The sequence below is a fragment of the Citrobacter sp. MGH105 genome (genome assembly GCF_001037485.2).
GTDB classification, from domain to species: Bacteria; Pseudomonadota; Gammaproteobacteria; order Enterobacterales; family Enterobacteriaceae; genus Citrobacter; species Citrobacter portucalensis.
Genome location: NZ_CP073048.1, coordinates 5,015,234 through 5,033,429, shown reverse-complemented (window position 1 = coordinate 5,033,429; position 18,196 = coordinate 5,015,234). Strand labels below are relative to the sequence as shown.

Below are 18,196 nucleotides of genomic sequence, written 5' to 3'. Positions count from 1 at the left end.
GACCATGGCGGATTCACAACCTCTATCCGGCGCTCCTGAGGGCGCCGAGTATCTCAGAGCGGTACTGCGTGCGCCGGTATACGAAGCGGCACAGGTAACGCCGCTACAGAAAATGGAAAAACTCTCTTCGCGCCTCGACAACGTCATTCTGGTGAAGCGCGAAGACCGTCAACCCGTTCACAGCTTCAAGCTACGCGGTGCCTATGCCATGATGGCGGGCTTGACCGAAGAGCAAAAAGCGCATGGCGTCATTACCGCATCGGCTGGTAATCATGCTCAGGGCGTCGCTTTCTCTTCTGCGCGATTAGGCGTGAAGGCGCTGATTGTCATGCCAACGGCTACCGCCGATATCAAAGTCGATGCCGTTCGCGGCTTCGGCGGAGAAGTGCTGCTGCACGGCGCGAACTTTGATGAAGCCAAAGCCAAAGCGATTGAATTGTCGCAGCAGCAGGGTTTTACCTGGGTGCCGCCGTTCGATCATCCGATGGTGATTGCCGGGCAGGGCACGCTGGCGCTGGAGTTACTTCAGCAGGACGCGCATCTCGATCGCGTATTCGTACCAGTTGGTGGTGGCGGATTAGCGGCAGGTGTTGCGGTGCTGATTAAACAGCTGATGCCGCAAATCAAAGTGATTGCCGTGGAAGCGGAAGATTCGGCCTGTCTGAAAGCGGCGCTGGATGCCGGTCATCCGGTGGATCTGCCTCGAGTGGGTCTCTTTGCCGAAGGCGTGGCGGTGAAACGTATTGGCGATGAAACCTTCCGTCTGTGCCAGGAATACCTCGACGATATTATTACCGTGGATAGCGATGCTATTTGCGCGGCAATGAAAGACCTGTTCGAAGATGTACGCGCGGTGGCGGAGCCTTCCGGGGCGTTGGCGCTGGCGGGGATGAAAAAATATATCGCCCAGCATAATATTCGCGGCGAGCGTCTGGCGCATGTTCTTTCCGGCGCTAACGTTAACTTCCACGGCCTGCGCTACGTTTCTGAACGTTGCGAGCTGGGGGAACAGCGCGAAGCCTTGCTGGCCGTGACCATCCCGGAAGAAAAGGGCAGCTTCCTGAAGTTTTGCCAACTGCTGGGCGGGCGCTCGGTGACCGAGTTTAACTACCGCTTTGCTGATGCGAAAGACGCCTGCATTTTTGTCGGCGTACGTCTGAGCCGTGGGCTGGAAGAGCGTAAGGAAATCCTGCAACTGCTCAATGAGGGCGGCTATAGCGTGGTGGATCTGTCTGATGACGAGATGGCGAAGCTACACGTGCGCTATATGGTCGGTGGACGTCCGTCGAAACCCTTACAGGAACGTCTTTATAGCTTCGAATTTCCGGAGTCGCCGGGGGCGTTGCTCAAATTCCTGCATACCCTGGGGACGCACTGGAATATTTCATTGTTCCACTATCGCAGTCACGGCACTGACTATGGTCGTGTGCTGGCGGCGTTTGAGTTGGGTGAACACGAGCCTGATTTCGAAACGCGGCTGAATGAACTGGGTTATGACTGTCATGATGAAACACATAACCCGGCGTTCAGGTTCTTCCTGGCGGGTTAACGACAGCCATTAAAAAAGGGTTCATGTAAAAACATGAACCCTTTTTGCTACTGTATCAGCAGATTACAGCGTGATAACGTCGAATTCGACTTCGGTATTCACGTCAGCATCGTAATCCACACCGTCGAGGGCAAAACCGAACAGATTCAGGAATTCCTGCTTGTATCCTGCATAGTCAGTTTCTTGCGCCAGGTTTTCGGTAGTGATCAGCGGCCACAGATCGCGACATGCCTGCTGAATGTCGTCACGCAGTTCCCAGTCATCCATACGGATACGCTGGTTGTCATCAAGCGCCACTTTATCGCCGTACAGGCTGGTGGTCATCAGACGGTTGATCTGCTCAATACAACCTTCGTGAATCCCCTGCGCTTTCATCAGCTTGAAGACCATGGAGATGTACAGCGGCATTACCGGAATCGCAGAAGATGCCTGGGTGATAACGGACTTCAGTACGGCAACGTTAGCGGAACCGTTCAGTGGTGCCAACTGGTTACGCAGCTCACCCGCCGCGCGATCGAGGTCTTCTTTCGCTTTGCCCAGCGCGCCGTGCCAGTAGATTGGCCAGGTCAGGTCGGTACCGATGTAGGAGTAGGCTACGGTTTTCACACCATCAGCCAGCACGCCCGCTTCGCTCAGCGCGCCCATCCACAGTTCCCAGTCTTCGCCGCCCATGACGGTGACGGTGTTCTGAACTTCTTCTTCGGTTGCCGGCTCAATGCTGGCGGTGATGATCTGATCTTTGTTGGTATCGATCGCTTTAGAGGTGTAAACCTCACCGATTGGCTTCAGCGCTGAACGGACGATTTCACCGGTTTTCGGCATTTTACGCACTGGGGAAGCCAGTGAGTAAACCACCAGGTCAATCTGACCCAGGTCTTCTTTGATCAGTTTGATCACTTCATCACGGCATTCGTCAGAGAACGCATCGCCGTTGATGCTTTTGGAGTACAGACCTTCACGCTTGGCCGCTTCGTCGAAAGCTGCAGAGTTATACCAGCCTGCGGAACCTGGTTTGGTATCCGTGCCCGGTTTTTCGAAAAATACGCCGATAGTGGCGGCACCGCTGCCAAAGGCGGCTGAAATTCTGGAAGCCAGACCGTAACCGGTGGAAGCACCGATCACCAGCACGCGAGACGGGCCGTTCTCGATTTTCCCGTTCTGCTTAACATACTCGATCTGCTTTTCCACATTGACTTTGCAGCCAGTCGGATGGGTCGTTGTACAGATGAATCCACGAATTTTTGGTTTGATTATCATAATGATGGCTAATTAAGTTTGTATTTTCGCTGTCAAGTGCGCAATGACACCGTCTGTTCTGGCCTGCTTAACGCGATGGTTAACAAGCCCCCCACTACAATGGATCACGACATTATACAGAAAAGGAGCGCCAATACTGAATCTACCACTGATTTTAGACCTGACGCTGGCGCTACTCTGCGGATTTACGTTCCAGAACAATCTTCCAAAACGCGTCGATCAGCGGTTCATGCAGTCGCTTTTTCGGCGCGCAGACGCCAAGCTCGAACGGTGTTTTTTCGTCACTTCGCTCTAAAATCATCACGCGATTACGCACCGGCTCCGGGCTGTTTTCTAGCACCACTTCCGGCAGCAGCGCCACGCCGCAGCCCAGCGCCACCATTGAGACCATCGCTTCGTGCCCACCCACCGTGGCGTAAATCGATGGGTTGCTGATTTTGTGACGGCGGAACCACAGCTCGATACGGCGGCGTACTGGACCTTGATCGGCCATGATAAACGGCACCGTCGACCAGTCCGGCTTATCGACCGATACCTGATTACGCACCGGGCAGGGCAACGCCGGAGCGATCAACACAACCGTCAGATTCTCCAGCATCGAGAACGCCACCGCGCCAGGCAGTGTTTCGGGCTTACCGGCAATCGCCAGATCGGCTTCACCAGTGACCACTTTATCCATCGCATCGGCGGCGTCGCCGGTGGTGAGCTTAATTTCCACTGACGGATGCTCGGCGCGGAAACGGTCAAGGATTGGCGGCAGATGGCTGTAGGCGGCAGTTACCGAACAGAAAATATGTAGTTCGCCTGACAGCGACGGCCCTTGTTGATCGAGAGTGTGGCGTAACTGCTGGTACTGCAACAGCGTCTGTTGGGCAAACACGCGCAGCTCTTCACCGGCTTCGGTCAGCGTAACCGTACGGTTATCGCGCACAAACAGCGGCTGGCCGAGGTCTTCTTCGAGGCGCTGAATCTGTCGGGAAAGCGTGGATGGGCTGACGTGCATTGCCCGCGCGCTGCGACCAAAGTGACGACTTTCAGCCAAATGCAGGAACATTTTCAGATCGCGTAAATCCACAGACGAGCCTCCGATTTTCTACGTTGCATAAATTGCAATTTGACGTTGTGAATATATCAATTTCCGCAATAAATTTCCTGTTGTAATGTGGATTCAATCTCGCAAATACAAATCTGCGAACCGAATAATAAGCACCACAACACAACATCACGGAGTACACCATCATGGCTAACTACTTTAATACACTGAACCTGCGCCAGCAGCTGGCACAGCTGGGTAAATGTCGCTTTATGGGTCGCGACGAATTCGCCGATGGTGCGAGCTACCTTCAGGGTAAAAAAGTGGTCATCGTCGGCTGTGGCGCCCAGGGTCTGAACCAGGGCCTGAACATGCGTGACTCCGGTCTGGATATCTCCTACGCACTGCGTAAAGAAGCCATTGCTGAGAAGCGTGCTTCCTGGCGTAAAGCGACCGAAAACGGCTTCAAAGTGGGTACCTACGAAGAGCTGATCCCGCAGGCTGATCTGGTGGTTAACCTGACTCCGGACAAGCAGCACTCCGACGTTGTGCGTTCTGTACAGCCGCTGATGAAAGACGGTGCAGCGCTGGGTTACTCCCACGGCTTCAACATCGTGGAAGTTGGCGAGCAGATCCGTAAAGACATCACTGTTGTGATGGTGGCACCGAAATGTCCGGGTACAGAAGTGCGTGAAGAGTACAAACGTGGTTTCGGCGTACCTACGCTGATCGCCGTTCACCCGGAAAACGATCCGAAAGGCGAAGGCATGGCGATTGCTAAAGCCTGGGCTGCGGCCACCGGCGGTCACCGTGCTGGCGTACTGGAGTCCTCCTTCGTGGCGGAAGTGAAATCTGACCTGATGGGTGAGCAGACTATCCTTTGCGGTATGCTGCAGGCCGGTTCTCTGCTGTGCTTCGATAAGCTGGTAGAAGAAGGTACTGACCCGGCATATGCTGAAAAACTGATTCAGTTCGGCTGGGAAACCATCACCGAAGCGCTGAAGCAGGGCGGCATCACCCTGATGATGGACCGTCTGTCTAACCCGGCGAAACTGCGTGCTTACGCGCTGTCCGAACAGCTGAAAGAGATCATGGCGCCGCTGTTCCAGAAACACATGGACGACATCATCTCCGGTGAATTCTCTTCCGGCATGATGGCTGACTGGGCCAACGACGATAAGAAACTGCTGACCTGGCGTGAAGAGACCGGCAAAACCGCGTTCGAAACCGCTGCCCAGTTCGACGGTAAAATCGGCGAGCAGGAATACTTTGATAAAGGCGTTCTGATGATTGCGATGGTGAAAGCGGGCGTTGAGCTGGCGTTCGAAACCATGGTGGATTCCGGCATCATCGAAGAATCTGCTTACTACGAATCACTGCACGAACTGCCGCTGATCGCCAACACTATTGCCCGTAAGCGTCTGTACGAAATGAACGTGGTTATCTCTGATACCGCAGAATACGGCAACTACCTGTTCTCTTACGCTTGCGTACCGCTGCTGAAAGAGTTCATGACCACCCTGCAGACCGGCGACCTGGGCAAAGCGATTGCTGAAGGCGCGGTAGACAACGCGCAGCTGCGTGACGTGAACGATGCGATTCGCGGTCATGCTATCGAGAAAGTGGGCCAGAAACTGCGTGGCTACATGACCGATATGAAGCGCATTGCGGTCGCAGGATAATTCCTCATAGAGGAATGGCATATCAACAGCGCTTCGTAGGCCGGATAAGCGAAGCGCTATCCGGCAAAAAAAGCCCGGTGTTTAAACACCGGGCTTTCTATTAGTTACGGTACAGCACTTTAATGATGTGGTAACCGAACTGAGTGTGCAGCGGGCCGGTTGGCTCCAGCACAGGGCAGGAAAAGACCACTTTATCGAACGCCGGAACCATCTGGCCCTGACGGAATTCGCCTAAATCACCGCCGCGTTTGCCTGATGGGCAGATGGAGTGTTTCTTCGCCAGTTTGCCGAAGTCGGCGCCGTTTTTAATCTGTTCCAGAAGATCCAATGCCAGTTTCTCTTCTTTAACAAGGATATGCACTGCTGCTGCTGTTTTTGCCATGATCGTGCCTTCAAAAGGGGGTCTGTAAGGCTCGCGATTTTAGCATGGCTTACCGTCGATACAGCACTTTGATGATGTGGTAGCCAAATTTGGTTTTTACAGGCCCGTAAGGTTTAAGCAGTGGGCAGCTAAACACAGCGGCATCAAATGGCCCCACCATCATCCCCTGTTTGAACTCGCCCAGATCGCCTCCGTTGCGCCCAGAGGGGCAGCGAGAATAGCGTTTTGCCAAATGATCGAAGCTAATACCGCGATCCAGCTTGCTCAGGATCTCCAGAGCTAATTTCTCTTCTTTTACCAGGATATGTAGGGCTGCCGCGCTCTTAGCCATTATTTTGTTCTCATGTCTCAAAGATGTCCCATTACTTTATCACCCGTCTTAGTCGTGGACATATACTCTTCGCCATCGCGGGACAGATGTCTCGCCTGATGTATGGAAACGGGAGATGAGCGACATTTTCTCTGCCGCATTCCCTTTTGCCGGGGACCTCCGTCCTGTCCCTACAGCCATGGAGCGAGATATCATGGATACAATGAAAAATACTGAATTTTCAGTCGGATGGCTTACCGGGCTGGGTGATATTGTTCGCGATCCACAGCTCTATGAATTATTGAAATATTGCCCTCTGGACATCATGCAGCGCTGGCGTTTTGAAGAGATCCAACGCGGTGCCTTTATCTGTCGGCAGGGGGAAATATGTCAGCGTTTTTCGCTGATTATTGCCGGTGAAGTCGATGTTTTCTATGAGGCTGAAGATGGACGTCGTTATCGTCAAGCCCGCTACCGGAAAGGCGATATGCTGGGCGAACTCGAGATTTTTGAGTCGCGCCATTACATCTGTTCGGTAGTGGCGGTAGGACATGTGCAGCTTCTGAGCTTATCGCAGGAATACTTCAGCCGCTGGCTGGCGTTAGATAACCATTTTAACCAGCGGATGCTGCGCTTCTTTAGTCAGCAATATTACCAGCTGTCGAAAAAGGCCAGCAGCGACAATCTTTACTCGCTGTATCAGCGAGTGTGCCAGGCGTTATGGCTGCGTTATCAACAAGATGGCACGAATGAAATTTTGCTGGATAAGCTAAACCTCAGTCAGGAACTGGCGGCGACGACACGCAGTATTAACCGTATTTTACATGACCTGAAAGCGCTACAGATTATTGATACCGATGGTGAAAGTATTGTGTTGTCAGCCCCTGAAAAATTAAAGCGGGAGGCTGATATCGGATAACCGCAAGAGTGAAGGAGGCGGGAGAATGTCGCTGCAACCCCATATCCAGTTAAGCAAGGAGATGACAGGCGCACGCTATGCGCTGCTGCCGGGAGACCCGTTGCGAGTTGATCGCATCGCCAATTTTCTTGATAACCCAGAATCGCTTGGTCAAAACCGTGAGTTTCGCGCCGCGCGAGGTTGGTATCAGGGGATCGAGATTTTAGTGCTCTCTACCGGAATCGGTGGACCGTCTACGGCTATTGCCATTGAAGAACTGCGTCAAATCGGTGTAAAGACCCTGATTCGTATCGGTAGCTGCGGGGCATTGCAGGATAATCTTGCGCTTGGTGACGTGATTATCGCCCATGCCGCGGTAAAGGATGACGGGACCAGCCGTACCTATGCGCCTGCGGGCTATCCGGCCTGCGCCGACCCGCAGTTAACCTGGGAACTGATGGCGCAAGCGCGGCAGATGAATATTCCCGCCACATGCGGCCTGGTGCGCAGCCACGATAGTTTTTATACCGACAGGGAAGCGGAACTGGATGCGCAGTGGTCGGCACTCGGCGTTCTGGGTGCGGATATGGAAAGTGCCGCTTTGATGACCATCGGTGCGCTGCGCGGGTTACGTACGGCGTCATTACTCAATGTGGTGGTTGCCCACAACGGTTGTCTGGATAGCAGTATCAATGATTATGTCCAGCAGGAAACGTTGTGCCAACAGGGCGAAGAACGGCAAATTACCCTGGCGCTACGCGCCATTCATTCCGATAGTCAGCAAGGAGGTCAGTGATGGACTTTTTTAGCATTAACAATGTAATGGTCAACATTCCTCTCGGCGAAGGCGGCTATGCACTATCTTGGATTGAAGCCATTGGTACCGTATTTGGTCTGTTATGTATCTGGTGTGCCAGCCGGGAAAAAATCATCAATTACCTGTTTGGCCTGATTAACGTCACGCTGTTTGCAGCAATCTTTTTCCAGATTCAGCTCTATGCCAGCTTGTTGCTACAGGTGTTTTTCTTCGCCGCTAACATTTACGGTTGGTATGCGTGGAGCCGACAAAACGAGGCGCAGGAAGCTGCGCTCAAGGTACGTTGGCTTTCCCGTCAGCAAACCCTGGTACTGGGCGGCGTTTGCGCGGTGGCGATAGTTTTGATGACGCTGTTTATCGATCCGGTGTTTGCAGCGCTTACCCGCATTATGATTGCACTGCTACAAATGATAGGTATACCGGTCGCGATGCCTGACCTTCAGCCCGATGCCTTCCCGTTCTGGGATTCCACCATGCTGGTGTTGTCGATTGCGGCCATGATTCTGATGACGCGTAAATATGTCGAAAACTGGCTGCTGTGAGTGCTCATCGACGTGATTAGCGTGGTTATTTACGCGGTGCAGGGCGTTTACGCCATGTCGCTTGAGTATGTCCTGCTGACGGCAATCGCGGTGATGGGATCCTACAGCTGGATCAAGAGCGCGCAGCGCAACGGCTATACACCACTAGCCGCGACAGCTTCCTGATTGACCCGATTTTCTGGCTACTCACAGGGGTAGCCAGTTACTCTTTTTCTCCCTCTTTCTGCTACAATCCACCTCCCCCGTGTTTACAGATTGAGCAATCCCTTATGCGTTTGAACCCCGGACAACAACAAGCCGTCGAATTCGTCACCGGACCTTGCCTGGTGCTGGCGGGAGCGGGTTCCGGCAAGACGCGTGTTATCACCAACAAAATAGCCCATCTGATCCGTGAATGTGGCTATCAGGCACGACATATTGCGGCAGTGACCTTTACCAATAAGGCTGCGCGCGAGATGAAAGAGCGCGTGGCGCAAACGCTGGGTCGTAAAGAGGCGCGTGGGTTGATGATCTCCACCTTCCACACCCTGGGACTGGATATCATTAAGCGTGAATACGCGGCGCTGGGGATGAAGTCGAACTTCTCGTTGTTTGACGATACTGACCAGGTGGCCTTGCTTAAGGAACTGACCGAAGGGCTAATCGAAGACGATAAGCTTATTCTCCAGCAGCTGATCTCGACGATCTCCAACTGGAAAAACGATCTGATGACTCCGGCGCAGGCGGCAGCCAGCGCAAAGGGCGAGCGCGATCGTATTTTTGCCCACTGCTATGGTCTGTATGACGCGCATATGAAGGCGTGTAACGTCCTCGATTTTGACGATCTTATCCTGCTTCCTACTCTGCTGCTACAGCGCAATGAAGAAGTGCGTGAGCGCTGGCAAAACAGAATCCGCTACCTGCTGGTGGATGAATATCAGGATACCAACACCAGCCAGTACGAGCTGGTGAAGTTGCTGGTAGGGAAACGTGCGCGCTTTACCGTCGTGGGCGATGACGATCAGTCGATCTACTCCTGGCGCGGCGCCCGTCCGCAGAACCTGGTACTGTTGAGCAAAGATTTTCCGGCTTTACAGGTGGTGAAGCTGGAGCAAAACTACCGTTCATCAGGTCGCATTCTTAAGGCGGCGAACATCCTCATTGCGAACAATCCACACGTCTTTGAAAAGCGGCTCTTTTCCGAGTTGGGTTACGGTGCTGAGCTGAAGGTACTAAGTGCCAATAATGAAGAGCACGAAGCCGAACGAGTGACCGGGGAATTAATTGCCCACCACTTTGTGAACAAGACGCAATATAAAGACTACGCCATTCTTTATCGCGGTAATCATCAGTCGCGCGTGTTCGAAAAGTTTCTGATGCAGAACCGTATCCCGTACAAAATTTCCGGCGGAACGTCGTTCTTCTCGCGTCCGGAGATTAAAGATCTGCTGGCCTACCTGCGCGTGCTGAGCAACCCGGATGACGACAGCGCATTTTTGCGCATCGTAAACACGCCAAAGCGTGAAATCGGTCCAGCCACGCTGCAAAAGTTGGGTGAATGGGCGATGACGCGTAATAAAAGCCTGTTTACCGCCAGCTTTGATATGGGGCTTAGCCAGACACTGACCGGGCGCGGGTATGACTCTCTGACCCGCTTTACGCACTGGCTGGGTGAAATTCAGCGCCTGGCGGAGCGCGAACCGGTTGCCGCCGTGCGCGATCTTATCCACGGTATTGATTACGAATCCTGGCTGTATGAAACCTCGCCGAGCCCGAAAGCGGCTGAAATGCGTATGAAAAACGTCAATACGCTGTTCAGCTGGATGACGGAGATGCTGGAAGGCAGTGAGCTGGAAGAGCCGATGACCCTGACCCAGGTAGTTACCCGCTTTACCCTGCGCGACATGATGGAGCGTGGAGAGAGCGAAGAAGAGCTGGATCAGGTGCAGTTGATGACGCTGCATGCCTCAAAAGGGCTGGAGTTCCCTTACGTGTTTATGGTGGGAATGGAAGAAGGATTTTTGCCGCACCAGAGCAGTATCGATGAAGACAATATCGACGAAGAACGTCGTCTGGCTTACGTAGGGATTACGCGTGCACAGAAAGAACTCATCTTCACTCTGTGTAAAGAGCGTCGTCAGTATGGTGAGCTGGTGCGTCCGGAACCGAGTCGTTTCCTGCTGGAGCTGCCACAGGATGACGTTATCTGGGAACAAGAGCGTAAAGTGGTGAGCGCTGAGGAGCGGATGCAAAAAGGGCAGGCAAGCATCGCTAATATTCGGGCAATGATGGCGAAAGCCAAAGCGAAGTAGGTATTTTGTAGGCCGGATACGTGTAAACGCGCGCTATCCGGCAACCAACATCTAATGAACGTCCAGCGGCCAGTGGACATAGCTTTGCCACTGACTTTCCTGATCGATTAACTCTTTACCCAGCGGATGATGTTCCAGCCAGCCTTCTGGTAGCGTGACCGTCAGGTGCTCGTTTCTTGCATCCATTTGAATTTCCGGCACAAGATCGTCACGGCGACGGCTGGCGAAGATGATCGCCAAACGTAGCAAACGGCAAAGATGCTCCGCGATGCGCGGTGGCACTGCGTTTTGCTGGTGGAGCGAAGAGAGATCGACGGGGTTGGTCTGGTTGAGTAACAGCGTTGCTAGCAGTTTCTTTTGCGCAGGGGTAAAACCCGGGAGATCGAGATTGCGCACCAGATAAGCGGCATGCTGTGGTGCCTGTTTAAAATCAACGCTCAGGCCAATTTCATGCAGCTGACAGGCACTAATCAGTAGTTCGCGGCTAATCGGTTCAAGATGCCACTTTTTTTCTACCTGATCGAGAAATTTAGTCGCTAAATTGGCAACGCGATGTGCTTGCTCTGTATCGACCATAAAGCGACGCTGGATATTGCGTAATGTGCGGCTACGAATATCCTGATCCACCGCCAGATGCAGCATGCCGTAGACCAGACCTTCACGTAATGCGCCGCCGGCCAGGGTCATGCATTGAATGTTCAGTTCGGTGAAAATAGCAATCAGAATGGCCAGCCCGCTGGGGAAAACCAGCGCACGTTCCAGCGTTAACCCTTCGATTTCCAGCTCTTCCAGACGACCGCAGTGAATGGCGCGCTGCTTAAGCTGCTGAAGTTTGGCCAGCGTAATGCGCTCATCCATACCCTGCGCCATCATGATTTCCTGCAACGCCTGGACGGTACCAGAGGCACCAACGCAAACTTTCCAGCCATGAAAACGCAGTTTGTCGGCGACCGGGCGCAGAACTTCACGTGCGGCCTTCTCTGCCTCGTCAAAGTTATCCTGTGCCAGATTACGATCGGTAAAATAACGTTCGAGCCAGGTGACGCAGCCCATCGACAGGCTGAACAGAGAGGTGGTTTGTGCGCCGGAACCGGTGACTAATTCAGTGCTGGCGCCACCAATATCCACAACCAGACGCTGATCGGCACCGCCGGTTGTGTGGGCCACACCTTGATAAATCAGTCGCGCTTCTTCTTCACCGCTAATTACCTGGACAGGGCAGCCAAGGATCTCTTGCGCTTTAGCAATAAACACATCGGCATTTACGGCGATGCGTAATGTTGCCGTGGCGACCACGCGGATTTGAGGATGCGGAATATCCTGCAGACGTTCTGCAAACAAGCGCAAGCATTGCCAGCCGCGCTCCATCGCTTCAACAGAGAGCTCGTTGTCACCGTTGAGTCCAGCGGCCAGACGCACTTTGCGTTTGATACGCGTGAGCGTCTGGATGCTTCCTGCCACCTCGCGTACAACCAGCATATGAAAACTATTCGAGCCGAGATCGATTGCTGCATACAGCGAAGTAGAATTCATACACTTCATCCTTCAACCTGTATCTGTGTTGGCTGCGTTCTCTCACCCGAATCATTTACTAAAATAAGCTCATCGGGATTCGTTTTCTTGCCGCCTTGATACAGGCTGAATGATTTTGTGTATGGCATAACTTTTCTTAACCTGAACGACGACGATTACGCGGAGCACCACCGGTACGGCGTGGGCCATTGCCTGTACGCGGGCGCGTTAAGCGCAACGGCTTCGGCAGATCGGTCATCAGCGCATCCGGGTTATATTTGCTGACCGGAATCGAATGGCCGATATAGGTCTCGATTGCGGGTAAATTCAGCGCGTACTCTTCACAAGCCAGGCTGATAGAGTGACCGCTTGCGCCAGCACGTCCGGTACGACCGATTCGGTGAACGTAATCTTCACAGTCATCCGGCAGGTCATAGTTAAATACGTGCGTTACTGCTGGGATATGCAGGCCACGCGCAGCGACATCCGTCGCAACGAGAATGTCGAGATCGCCACGGGTGAACTCATCAAGAATACGCAGACGTTTTTTCTGTGCTACGTCACCGGTCAGCAGACCGACGCGATGACCGTCCGCAGCAAGGCTGCCCCAGATATCTTCACAACGATGCTTGGTGTTAGCAAAAACAATGGCTCGATCTGGCCACTCTTCTTCAATCAGCGTTTGCAGCAAACGCATTTTCTCTTCGTTGGAAGGGTAGAAGAGCTCTTCTTTAATGCGGTGGCCAGTTTTCTGTTCCGGTTCGACTTCAACGTACTCAGCGTTATTCATCTGTTCGAACGCCAGTTCGCGAACGCGGTATGAGAGGGTTGCAGAAAACAGCATGTTCAGACGTTGGGTGGTTGGCGGCATACGACGGAACAGCCAACGGATATCTTTAATAAAGCCCAGATCGTACATACGATCGGCTTCATCCAGCACCACGACCTGAATCGCGCCCAGATTAATGTGGTTCTGTTTTGCATAGTCGATGAGACGACCGGTCGTGCCGATAAGAATATCGACGCCGCTTTCCAGCACTTTCAGCTGTTTATCGTAACCGTCGCCGCCATACGCCAGGCCTAATTTCAGACCAGTGGTCTGTGCCAGCGGCTCGGCATCGGCGTGGATCTGCACGGCTAATTCACGCGTTGGCGCCATAATTAACGCACGCGGTTGGTTCACCTTGCGATCGGCAATCGCGGGATGAGAGAGAAGATAATGAAACGTTGACGTCAGGAACGCCATCGTTTTTCCGGTACCGGTTTGCGCCTGCCCGGCAACATCACGACCAGCCAGCGTTAGCGGCAGCGCGAGGGCTTGAATGGGCGTACAGTTATGAAAGCCTTTATTTTCAAGGGCTTCTATCACCTTTGGGTGCAGGGCGAAGTCGGAAAACTTCTGTTCTGTTAAATGTGTTTTGCTCATAGTGTGGTAGAATATCAGCTTACTATTGCTTTACGAAAGCGTATCCGGTGAAATAAAGTCAACCTTTAGTTGGTTAATGCTACATCAACACGTCGTTGATTAATGCTACACCAATGCACCAGGCTTATTCCTGTGGAGTTATTATGAGCGATAAAATTATTCACCTGACTGACGACAGTTTTGACACGGATGTACTCAAAGCGGACGGAGCAATCCTCGTTGATTTCTGGGCAGAGTGGTGCGGTCCGTGCAAAATGATCGCTCCGATTCTGGATGAAATCGCTGACGAATATCAGGGCAAACTGACGGTTGCTAAACTGAACATTGACCAAAACCCAGGCACCGCGCCGAAGTATGGTATCCGTGGCATCCCGACCCTGCTGCTGTTTAAAAACGGCGAAGTTGCGGCGACGAAAGTCGGCGCGCTGTCCAAAGGTCAGTTGAAAGAATTCCTCGACGCTAATTTAGCGTAAGGAAGTCTCATGATCGGGCGACCCTACTTCGAAATGATTCGGATGACTGGACGCCCGACTTGAGTCGTGCTAAGTTAGTGTTGACTTCGTATTAAACATACCTTATTAAGTTTGAATCTAGTTATATCCAATACTTCCCGTTGTTTCTCGCGCGAGGAGTGGACAGATTCCTGGCTTGTCACTCAATCCGTCTTGTCGTTTCAGTTCTGCGTACTTTCCTGTGACCAGACAGCGAACAGACATGAGTTGATGGCCGTAAACAGGCATGGATGACCCTGCCATACCATTCACAACATTAAGTTCGAGATTTACCCCAAGTTTAAGAACTCACACCATTATGAATCTTACCGAATTAAAGAATACGCCGGTTTCTGAGCTGATCACTCTCGGCGAAAATATGGGCCTTGAAAACCTGGCTCGTATGCGCAAGCAGGACATTATTTTTGCCATCCTGAAGCAGCACGCAAAGAGTGGCGAAGATATCTTTGGTGACGGTGTGCTGGAGATATTGCAGGATGGATTTGGTTTCCTCCGCTCTGCAGACAGCTCCTACCTCGCCGGTCCTGATGACATCTACGTTTCTCCCAGCCAAATCCGCCGTTTCAACCTCCGCACTGGTGATACCATTTCTGGTAAGATTCGCCCGCCGAAAGAAGGTGAACGCTACTTTGCGCTGTTGAAAGTTAACGAAGTTAACTACGACAAACCAGAAAACGCCCGTAACAAAATCCTCTTTGAGAACTTAACGCCGCTGCACGCAAACTCTCGTCTGCGTATGGAACGCGGTAACGGTTCTACTGAAGACTTAACGGCGCGTGTACTGGATCTGGCATCGCCGATCGGTCGTGGCCAACGTGGTCTGATTGTTGCTCCGCCGAAAGCGGGTAAAACCATGCTGCTGCAGAATATCGCGCAGAGCATTGCATACAATCATCCTGACTGCGTGCTGATGGTGCTGCTGATTGACGAACGTCCGGAAGAAGTTACCGAGATGCAGCGTCTGGTGAAAGGTGAAGTGGTTGCCTCTACCTTTGACGAACCAGCCTCCCGCCACGTTCAGGTTGCGGAAATGGTTATCGAGAAGGCGAAACGTCTGGTTGAACACAAGAAAGACGTTATCATTCTGCTTGACTCCATCACCCGTCTGGCGCGTGCATATAACACCGTGGTTCCGGCTTCCGGTAAAGTACTGACCGGTGGTGTGGACGCCAACGCCCTGCATCGTCCTAAGCGTTTCTTTGGTGCTGCACGTAACGTGGAAGAGGGCGGTAGCCTGACCATCATCGCGACTGCGCTGATTGATACCGGCTCTAAAATGGATGAAGTTATCTACGAAGAGTTTAAAGGTACCGGCAACATGGAACTGCATCTCTCTCGTAAGATTGCTGAAAAACGCGTCTTCCCGGCTATCGACTACAACCGTTCCGGTACCCGTAAAGAAGAGCTGCTCACTACCCAGGAAGAGCTGCAGAAAATGTGGATCCTGCGCAAAATCATCCATCCGATGGGTGAAATCGATGCAATGGAATTCCTCATTAACAAACTGGCGATGACCAAGACCAACGACGATTTCTTCGATATGATGAAGCGTTCCTGATTCGGGCATCATCTGAAAACGCCACGTTTTTACGTGGCGTTTTGCTTTTGTGGATGTAATCTTAACGACACAATAATAATAATCCGGTATGACATACCGCCTGGCGATGAAGGGTTGTAATTCGTATTTTGTGGTTAATAATCATACAGAACCACCTGATATGGAATCGGGTTTCTCTTCTGAATAATCGCCTGGATGGTTATACTTCATATATTGATATTCTTTGAGAGTATGTATAGTGAATTTACTGACAGCAAGTACTGATCTCATCAGTATTTTTTTATTCACAACGCTGTTTCTTTTCTTTGCCCGTAAGGTTGCGAAAAAGATAGGATTGGTGGATAAACCCAACTTCCGCAAACGTCATCAGGGACTGATTCCGTTGGTTGGGGGGATTTCGGTTTACGCAGGCATTTGCTTTACGTTCTTCATCGCCGATTATTATATCCCGCATGCAACTCTCTACCTGGCTTGTGCCGGTGTACTGGTGTTTATCGGTGCGCTGGACGACCGCTTTGATATCAGTGTAAAAATCCGTGCGACCATCCAGGCTATCATCGGCATCATTATGATGGCGGTAGGTAAGCTCTATCTGTTGAGCCTTGGGTTCATTTTTGGCCCTTGGGAGATGGTGCTCGGTCCTTTTGGCTATTTCCTTACCCTTTTCGCCGTTTGGGCTGCAATTAACGCCTTTAACATGGTGGATGGGATTGATGGTCTGTTAGGCGGGCTATCCAGCGTATCATTCGCCGCAATGGGGCTTATCTTGTGGTTTGACGGCCAGACAAGCCTGGCTATCTGGTGTTTTGCCATGATCGCCGCCATTCTGCCTTACATCATGCTGAACCTGGGTATTCTCGGACGTCGCTATAAGGTCTTTATGGGCGATGCGGGGAGTACGCTGATTGGCTTTACGGTCATCTGGATCCTGCTGGAGACCACTCAAGGTAAAACGCATCCTATTAGCCCGGTCACCGCACTGTGGATTATTGCCATTCCGTTAATGGATATGGTGGCGATCATGTATCGTCGTTTACGTAAAGGTATGAGCCCTTTCTCCCCGGACCGCCAACATATTCACCATTTAATTATGCGCGCCGGGTTTACTTCCCGACAGGCTTTTGTCCTGATTACGCTGGCTGCTGCGATCCTGGCTTCTATCGGCGTGTTGGCTGAATATTCTCGGGTCGTTCCGGAATGGGTGATGCTGGTGCTCTTTTTACTGGCATTTGTCTTGTATGACTATTGTATTAAACGTGCCTGGAAGGTAGCGAGATTTATCAAACGCTGGAAGCGCAAGTTGCGTAGAAACCGTGACAGTAAACCAAACTTAACCAAATAAATTGAGGGTACGATGACACAACCATTACCGGGGGAACATGCCATGAGCGCTGAAAATGAACTGGACATCCGTGGGTTGTTTCGTACTTTGTGGACAGGGAAGGTGTGGATCGTCGGTATGGCTCTCGCCTTCGCGTTAGTCGCTCTCGCCTATACGTTTTTTGCTCGTCAGGAGTGGAGCGCGACGGCGATTTCAGACAGGCCAACGGTTAATATGTTGGGCGGCTATTACTCTCAGCAGCAGTTCTTACGTAACCTGGACATCAAGGCCAGTCTCGCATCTGCGGATCAGCCGTCAGTGATGGATGAGGCCTATAAAGAATTTATCATGCAGCTTGCCTCATGGGATACGCGCCGTGAATTCTGGCAGCAGACTGATTACTACAAGCAACGTATGGTGGGGAACAGTAAAGCCGATGCGGCGATGCTGGATGAACTGATTAATAACATTCAGTTTATGCCCGGCGATGCGGTTCGTAATACCAATGACAGCGTGAAGCTGATTGCCGAAACGGCACCTGATGCCAACAATCTGTTGCGTCAGTACGTCGCGTTTGCCAGCCAGCGTGCGGCGCGTCATCTGAACGACGAGTTAAAGGGAGCCTGGGCTGCGCGCACTGTGCAGATGAAGGCGCAGGTTAAACGCCAGGAAGAAGTGGCGAAATCGATTTTCTCTCGCCGAGTTCACAACATTGAGCAGGCTCTCAAAATTGCTGAACAGCATAATATTTCGCGTACTTCCACTGACGTTCCGGCTGAAGAGCTACCCGATTCTGAACTGTTTTTGCTTGGACGTCCTATGCTGCAGGCGCGACTCGAAAACCTGCAATCTGTTGGTCCCGATTTCGATCTGGACTACTTCCAAAACCGAGCCATGCTTAACACACTGAACGTTGGGCCAACTCTGGATCCGCGTTTTCAGACCTATCGTTATTTGCGTACGCCGGAGGAACCGGTAAAACGTGACAGCCCTCGTCGTGCCTTCCTGATGATTATGTGGGGCATCGTTGGGGCTCTGATCGGTGCTGGTGTCGCGTTAACCCGTCGCCGCACGATTTAGCAATATCGTTGCAGTGAGGGGCTGGG

Annotated in this window: 16 protein-coding genes and 1 pseudogene; 11 read left to right on the top strand and 6 right to left on the bottom strand. The window is 52.2% G+C overall.

The window, feature by feature from the left end; translation table 11 throughout:
- The first annotated feature begins 4 nt into the window (after nucleotides 1-4).
- The gene (gene ilvA / locus SK35_RS24065; RefSeq protein ID WP_003018007.1) at nucleotides 5-1,549 is read left to right on the top strand and encodes a threonine ammonia-lyase, biosynthetic; all 1,545 of its coding nucleotides are present in this window, start codon (nucleotides 5-7) and stop codon (nucleotides 1,547-1,549) included.
- A gap of 63 nt (nucleotides 1,550-1,612) precedes the next feature.
- On the opposite strand, the gene fabV is transcribed toward ilvA, so the two are convergent.
- Together fabV and ilvY are read right to left on the bottom strand one after the other, a co-directional pair.
- Nucleotides 1,613-2,806 (bottom strand): enoyl-ACP reductase FabV, encoded by a 1,194-nt coding sequence (fabV, locus tag SK35_RS24060; protein ID WP_008787067.1) that lies wholly within the window; start codon nucleotides 2,804-2,806, stop codon nucleotides 1,613-1,615.
- A gap of 172 nt (nucleotides 2,807-2,978) precedes the next feature.
- Nucleotides 2,979-3,881 (bottom strand): HTH-type transcriptional activator IlvY, encoded by a 903-nt coding sequence (gene ilvY / locus SK35_RS24055; protein WP_003829023.1) that lies wholly within the window; start codon nucleotides 3,879-3,881, stop codon nucleotides 2,979-2,981.
- A gap of 164 nt (nucleotides 3,882-4,045) precedes the next feature.
- Between ilvY and ilvC the strand changes: the two genes are divergently transcribed.
- The gene (gene ilvC, locus SK35_RS24050) at nucleotides 4,046-5,521 is read left to right on the top strand and encodes a ketol-acid reductoisomerase (protein WP_003829020.1); all 1,476 of its coding nucleotides are present in this window, start codon (nucleotides 4,046-4,048) and stop codon (nucleotides 5,519-5,521) included.
- A gap of 100 nt (nucleotides 5,522-5,621) precedes the next feature.
- Here ilvC and ppiC (SK35_RS24045) read toward each other — a convergent pair whose 3' ends face one another.
- Nucleotides 5,622-5,903, bottom strand: a complete 282-nt coding sequence (gene ppiC / locus SK35_RS24045; RefSeq protein ID WP_003017999.1) for a peptidylprolyl isomerase PpiC — start codon at nucleotides 5,901-5,903, stop codon at nucleotides 5,622-5,624.
- A gap of 49 nt (nucleotides 5,904-5,952) precedes the next feature.
- Nucleotides 5,953-6,234, bottom strand: a complete 282-nt coding sequence (gene ppiC / locus SK35_RS24040; protein ID WP_038634595.1) for a peptidylprolyl isomerase PpiC — start codon at nucleotides 6,232-6,234, stop codon at nucleotides 5,953-5,955.
- A 193-nt stretch (nucleotides 6,235-6,427) separates the two neighbouring features.
- On the opposite strand from ppiC (SK35_RS24040), the gene SK35_RS24035 reads away from it, so the two are divergent.
- From SK35_RS24035 to rep, 4 genes and pseudogenes are all read left to right on the top strand, one after another.
- The gene (locus SK35_RS24035) at nucleotides 6,428-7,132 is read left to right on the top strand and encodes a Crp/Fnr family transcriptional regulator (RefSeq protein ID WP_048216370.1); all 705 of its coding nucleotides are present in this window, start codon (nucleotides 6,428-6,430) and stop codon (nucleotides 7,130-7,132) included.
- Between the two features lie 25 nt (nucleotides 7,133-7,157).
- Nucleotides 7,158-7,907: a nucleoside phosphorylase gene (locus tag SK35_RS24030; protein WP_048215230.1), complete on the top strand. Its 750-nt coding sequence runs from the start codon at nucleotides 7,158-7,160 to the stop codon at nucleotides 7,905-7,907.
- Nucleotides 7,907-8,635 (top strand): annotated as a pseudogene (gene pnuC / locus SK35_RS24025) (nicotinamide riboside transporter PnuC). Before SK35_RS24030 ends, pnuC begins: the two are co-directional and overlap by 1 nt.
- A 104-nt stretch (nucleotides 8,636-8,739) precedes the next feature.
- Nucleotides 8,740-10,761, top strand: a complete 2,022-nt coding sequence (rep, locus tag SK35_RS24020) for a DNA helicase Rep (RefSeq protein WP_003829018.1) — start codon at nucleotides 8,740-8,742, stop codon at nucleotides 10,759-10,761.
- 51 nt (nucleotides 10,762-10,812) lie between these two features.
- On the opposite strand, the gene gppA is transcribed toward rep, so the two are convergent.
- Both gppA and rhlB read right to left on the bottom strand, forming a co-directional pair.
- Nucleotides 10,813-12,294: a guanosine-5'-triphosphate,3'-diphosphate diphosphatase gene (gene gppA / locus SK35_RS24015; protein ID WP_048215229.1), complete on the bottom strand. Its 1,482-nt coding sequence runs from the start codon at nucleotides 12,292-12,294 to the stop codon at nucleotides 10,813-10,815.
- A 136-nt stretch (nucleotides 12,295-12,430) separates the two neighbouring features.
- Entirely contained in the window at nucleotides 12,431-13,699 is a 1,269-nt protein-coding gene (gene rhlB / locus SK35_RS24010; protein ID WP_003829013.1) for an ATP-dependent RNA helicase RhlB, read from the bottom strand.
- A 143-nt stretch (nucleotides 13,700-13,842) separates the two neighbouring features.
- Here rhlB and trxA point away from each other — a divergent pair, with 143 nt between their 5' ends.
- The 5 genes from trxA to wzzE all read left to right on the top strand — a co-directional run bounded on the left by trxA (nucleotide 13,843) and on the right by wzzE (nucleotide 18,170).
- Complete coding sequence (gene trxA, locus SK35_RS24005) at nucleotides 13,843-14,172, top strand: thioredoxin TrxA (protein ID WP_001280776.1); 330 nt, start codon at nucleotides 13,843-13,845, stop codon at nucleotides 14,170-14,172.
- A 130-nt stretch (nucleotides 14,173-14,302) separates the two neighbouring features.
- Entirely contained in the window at nucleotides 14,303-14,422 is a 120-nt protein-coding gene (locus tag SK35_RS24000; RefSeq protein ID WP_049259789.1) for a rho operon leader peptide, read from the top strand.
- Between the two features lie 87 nt (nucleotides 14,423-14,509).
- Complete coding sequence (gene rho / locus SK35_RS23995; RefSeq protein ID WP_002437993.1) at nucleotides 14,510-15,769, top strand: transcription termination factor Rho; 1,260 nt, start codon at nucleotides 14,510-14,512, stop codon at nucleotides 15,767-15,769.
- A gap of 238 nt (nucleotides 15,770-16,007) precedes the next feature.
- Nucleotides 16,008-17,111 (top strand): UDP-N-acetylglucosamine--undecaprenyl-phosphate N-acetylglucosaminephosphotransferase, encoded by a 1,104-nt coding sequence (wecA, locus tag SK35_RS23990; protein WP_048215228.1) that lies wholly within the window; start codon nucleotides 16,008-16,010, stop codon nucleotides 17,109-17,111.
- Between the two features lie 12 nt (nucleotides 17,112-17,123).
- On the top strand, nucleotides 17,124-18,170 hold the full coding sequence (gene wzzE, locus SK35_RS23985; RefSeq protein WP_003829003.1) for an ECA polysaccharide chain length modulation protein: 1,047 nt from the start codon (nucleotides 17,124-17,126) through the stop codon (nucleotides 18,168-18,170).
- Nucleotides 18,171-18,196 lie beyond the last annotated feature (26 nt).

What these genes read in the sequence shown, in the direction of transcription:
- ilvA (WP_003018007.1), top strand. Translation starts at nt 5, where the DNA reads ATGGCGGATTCACAACCTCTATCCGGCGCTCCTGAGGGCGCCGAGTAT.
- SK35_RS24030 (WP_048215230.1), top strand. Translation starts at nt 7,158, where the DNA reads ATGTCGCTGCAACCCCATATCCAGTTAAGCAAGGAGATGACAGGCGCA.
- rho (WP_002437993.1), top strand. Translation starts at nt 14,510, where the DNA reads ATGAATCTTACCGAATTAAAGAATACGCCGGTTTCTGAGCTGATCACT.
- trxA (WP_001280776.1), top strand. Translation starts at nt 13,843, where the DNA reads ATGAGCGATAAAATTATTCACCTGACTGACGACAGTTTTGACACGGAT.
- fabV (WP_008787067.1), bottom strand. Translation starts at nt 2,806, where the DNA reads ATGATAATCAAACCAAAAATTCGTGGATTCATCTGTACAACGACCCAT.
- rhlB (WP_003829013.1), bottom strand. Translation starts at nt 13,699, where the DNA reads ATGAGCAAAACACATTTAACAGAACAGAAGTTTTCCGACTTCGCCCTG.
- ilvC (WP_003829020.1), top strand. Translation starts at nt 4,046, where the DNA reads ATGGCTAACTACTTTAATACACTGAACCTGCGCCAGCAGCTGGCACAG.
- gppA (WP_048215229.1), bottom strand. Translation starts at nt 12,294, where the DNA reads ATGAATTCTACTTCGCTGTATGCAGCAATCGATCTCGGCTCGAATAGT.
- SK35_RS24035 (WP_048216370.1), top strand. Translation starts at nt 6,428, where the DNA reads ATGGATACAATGAAAAATACTGAATTTTCAGTCGGATGGCTTACCGGG.
- ppiC (WP_003017999.1), bottom strand. Translation starts at nt 5,903, where the DNA reads ATGGCAAAAACAGCAGCAGCAGTGCATATCCTTGTTAAAGAAGAGAAA.
- ppiC (WP_038634595.1), bottom strand. Translation starts at nt 6,234, where the DNA reads ATGGCTAAGAGCGCGGCAGCCCTACATATCCTGGTAAAAGAAGAGAAA.
- wzzE (WP_003829003.1), top strand. Translation starts at nt 17,124, where the DNA reads ATGACACAACCATTACCGGGGGAACATGCCATGAGCGCTGAAAATGAA.
- rep (WP_003829018.1), top strand. Translation starts at nt 8,740, where the DNA reads ATGCGTTTGAACCCCGGACAACAACAAGCCGTCGAATTCGTCACCGGA.